Origin of the sequence: Halomicronema sp. CCY15110, assembly GCF_016888165.1 — a bacterium.
Lineage (GTDB): Bacteria > Cyanobacteriota > Cyanobacteriia > Phormidesmidales > Phormidesmidaceae > Halomicronema.
The window spans coordinates 1-3,622 of the sequence record NZ_JACSWC010000277.1; the positions used below are offsets into that span (position 1 = coordinate 1).

A 3,622-nucleotide genomic window follows, 5' to 3' on the forward strand; every position below is an offset into this window, starting at 1 on the left:
CTACATGCTCACTGTCCTTGCCGCTGGTCTGGCAACGTAGCACAATTCCCCGATGTTTTTCTTGCGCTTACCCTGGGGGGGCAAACGGCTGAAGAGTTCGGCCAGGAGTTGGCAGTCGGTCAAAGCTCGATGGGCACTACTGACGCCGATACCATGGTTGAGCGCTAGGGCGATGAGCGATTCACCGGGGCGGGTTTGCTTGGGCCAAGTCATATCTGCCATGGAACAAAGCCATTGCAACGGTTGTTGCCCCTGCCCTCGGAGGATGGGCAATCTTTGGTCATCAAACCACTGGGCGTCAAATTCAGCATTATGGGCAACGATATAATCCGCGGCTAGCGCCAGTTCTTGAAGTAAGCCCAGGGACTTGCATTGAAGAACATGAGGCAGAGCCGTCAGCGCCGTTGGTGGAATTCGGTTGATGGACTCAGCTGCATTATGGGAAGCGTATAGCAGAAATGAGAGGTGTGACAGGGCGGTTTGACAAGGGACAGAATAGAGAATTGCCCCAATCTCAATGACAGTGTCTTGAATCGGATCAATGCCCGTGGTTTCAGTGTCGATAATCAGGAGAGTCTGTGTCATGGCTATGGCTCAGGAACAAACCTTGGTAGACGTACTCCCGATTCCTAAAGTCTTGCTGGCTAAAGTAGATGCATCGGTGCTCAAAAATGTATTTGTGATGCACTTTATTTTTTATGCCCCGAACCGCCCGTGAGATCACTGAAAAGTTGGGAAATCTGTAAGGAGTCGACGGACGGTGAATATTCCTGTCTAGATTGACCGCTTTGTCCCAAACAGTGGCTAGTGCGGAGCCAAGCATGTATGGCGAATTTTATCCAAGTAGGTCCCTATCCTGAACCCCAGGCATTAAGGCTGCTAGACGATAGCGGTACCGTCATCACGGCTTCCCGGTTGGCAGCACGAGCCCTAGGGGTACCCCATCAATCTCTTAGCAGTCTTGCGTCCAAACATTTAGCACAACAGGGCTGGGCGATCGCCTCCACACTCAAGGCCCAATCTATTTTTCGTCAAGTTCTGCAAGAGACGGTGCAACCCGCCGATTTGTTGGGTACGGCCAATGCCTGGTTGCCGACGGTGCGATCACTCCTGCAAAGCAGCCCAAATCTAGGCAATGTTTCCGGCACTTTTTCAGAACGAACTCATCAGCTTTTGCATGTGGCACAAGCGTTTCAGCAAGCGCTGCATGGGGAAAACCTGGTTGACTTGAGTGAGTTGTATTGGCGAGCAATTGAACATTTCCCTGAACCACAAAAAGTGCTGATCTATGGCTACTTCCAGCCCCGGTTGGATGAGTTGGCATGGATGAATGCGATCGCAGCTTCCGATAGCGCCCTGTTTCTTCCCGCTCCTGATGCTCCCCTGTTTCAAGATGTGCAGAGATCGGTCGAGTGGTTGGTTGAGCAAGGTTGGGAGGTGGTGGCGGAAGCGATTGATACTGAGGCGATCGGGGGACACCTCAGCCAAGTCTTTATCGGTAACAGAAGCCGAGGTTCTGAAGACGCTCCTCTCAAATTAACGCACTCCACGCAGAACCCCAGCTTCTCGGTCAAAGCTCACCGCTACAGCACCTTTGAAGCGGAGATGCGGGGCACCTTAGCGCAGGTGAAAGCGCTGCTCAATGCCGGAACGCCAGCAAGAGATATCGCCATCATTGCCCGCGATGAAGTTGCCTACGGTCCCCAGCTCATTGATATCGCGTGGGAATATGGCGTACCGCTGCGAGCACTCTACGACACACCACTGCTGAGTACCCGGTTAGGCTCATGGCTGAAGCTGCTGATTGAGGTGATGGATACGGGCTGGCCGTTTGAAGCCACTGCGAAGCTACTGAGCCATCCCTTGTGCAGTAACCCCGATAAAAACTTTTGGGCAACGGTGCGCGTTGAGCATCCCGTCGGGTTTGCAGCTTGGCAAGCGATCGCACAAGAACATCTCGACCTTGACCTCACCGCATTGGCTAGCATCAAGCGCGATCGCAAACCGGACACCTGGGTGAATTGGTGGTACGACCTGTTTAGAACCTTTGACTTGCGCAAACGCTGCGCCCGCTGGTCTCGCGAAAGCATTGCGTTCAACAACTTGTATCGCGGCTTAGTCGAATTGGCGAAATTGGGAGAAGAACCGAAGTCCTGGGCGGATTTTCGCCAAGAGCTGATCGATTTGCTGCAAGTGCTAACCGTGCCTGCCCAACCAGGCCGGGGCGGCGTGGAACTCCACAAGCCGACGTCGGTGGTCGGTGCCCAATATGATCACCTTTTTGTCCTGGGCATGGCTGAGGGGGGGCTGCCAGCAACCATTAGCAACGATCCGGTGCTGGATTTCTTTGAGCGGCAACAGCTCCAGCGGCAGGGTTTGGCACTCCCCACAGCGGCGGCGATGGCCCGGCGCGAGGCCCTGTCGTTCTACGCCCTGCTGCAAACCGCTACGGGCAATCTCACCTTCTCCTACGCTGAGCTCAAGGATCGTCAGGAGCAGTTGCTGAGTCCTTATCTGAAACAGTTGGACTTGAAGCCTGGGGAGCCACCTATGCGGGCGATCGCTAGCCCCGAAGAACTGCGACGAGCCAGCTTACGCCATTCTGGCGACCATGAGGACACCGTTCTCCCCTATGCGCGTCACGCTTTCACGGTCGAGCAGTATCGGGAAAGCAGTGCCGCTCCCAACGAGTATGACGGCATCGTGGGCATGCCTCTGGACTATACGGACAGGGTGTTTAGCGCTTCGCAGCTGCGCAACTTGGGGCAGTGTCCGTTCAAGTGGTTTGCTGACAAATTGCTGAAGTTAGGCCCCACCGAGGAAGTAGACGAAGATTTGAGTCCGAGCCAGATCGGTCAGCTTTATCACAAGGTTTTAGAACTGGTGTTGGCGGCAAAGCAGCAACAGCCTGAGTTAGATATTACCGATGCCCAGCTTTTGGAGGAGAAATTTGCGATCGCTGAGCGCCAAATCATCCCCGCTGACCTCCCTTCCTGGTCGCTGCGCCGCAGTGAACACCTCCGCTGCCTCACACTCGCCCTGGCGGATCCCAACTTTTTGCCCGAGGGGACGGAGCCGCTGCAACTGGAAGGGAACTTTAGCGGCGAGTGGCATGGTCTCAAAGTGCGGGGACAGGTGGACCGCATCGATCGCACCGAGCATGGCCTGGTGCTCATCGACTATAAAACCGGCAAAAGTCGCCCCCCTGGTATTAAAGACATCAACGGCAGAGTTGAGATCGACGTGCAATTAGCCTTATACGAAGAGGCGGCTGGCCCCGACTTGTTTCCTGATGAACCGATCGCGAATGCCTATTACTATTCCATTCGCGGCAGAAAGCAGATCTCTAAACCCAAGCCCAACATCCAGGCCCAACTACCCGATGCCCTCGATCGCTGCAAAGCCCACCTAGACCAAGGCCACTATCCGGTGCAGCCGGATAATGGGCGATCGGCCTGTACCTACTGCGATTTTGACGCCCTGTGTCGCCAGGGCGATCGCCTCAGTCGCAAAAACCCTCATCCCCCAACCCCTTCTCCCACGACGGGCTACTAAGTACACATAAATCCCTCCTGGGCTAGTGACCATCCCTGAAAGATGGCCTCAAATTTCCTGAGCCCCT

The 3,622-nt window shown here is 55.0% G+C and carries 3 protein-coding genes; 2 read left to right on the plus strand and 1 reads right to left on the minus strand.

Translation table 11 applies throughout. The annotated features are described in order from the left end of the window. Positions 1-585 carry a 3'-5' exonuclease gene (locus JUK32_RS11550; RefSeq protein WP_204139007.1) on the minus strand — a complete coding sequence of 195 codons (585 nt, stop codon included), beginning with the start codon at positions 583-585 and terminating at the stop codon, positions 1-3. Here JUK32_RS11550 and JUK32_RS28025 point away from each other — a divergent pair. Together JUK32_RS28025 and JUK32_RS11555 are read left to right on the plus strand one after the other, a co-directional pair. Next, the gene (locus JUK32_RS28025) at positions 584-718 is read left to right on the plus strand and encodes a hypothetical protein (protein ID WP_255538214.1); all 135 of its coding nucleotides are present in this window, start codon (positions 584-586) and stop codon (positions 716-718) included. The two genes, JUK32_RS11550 and JUK32_RS28025, sit on opposite strands and share 2 nt — an antisense overlap. A gap of 107 nt (positions 719-825) precedes the next feature. Continuing rightward, on the plus strand, positions 826-3,555 hold the full coding sequence (locus JUK32_RS11555; RefSeq protein WP_204139008.1) for a PD-(D/E)XK nuclease family protein: 2,730 nt from the start codon (positions 826-828) through the stop codon (positions 3,553-3,555). The last annotated feature ends 67 nt before the right edge of the window (positions 3,556-3,622 follow it).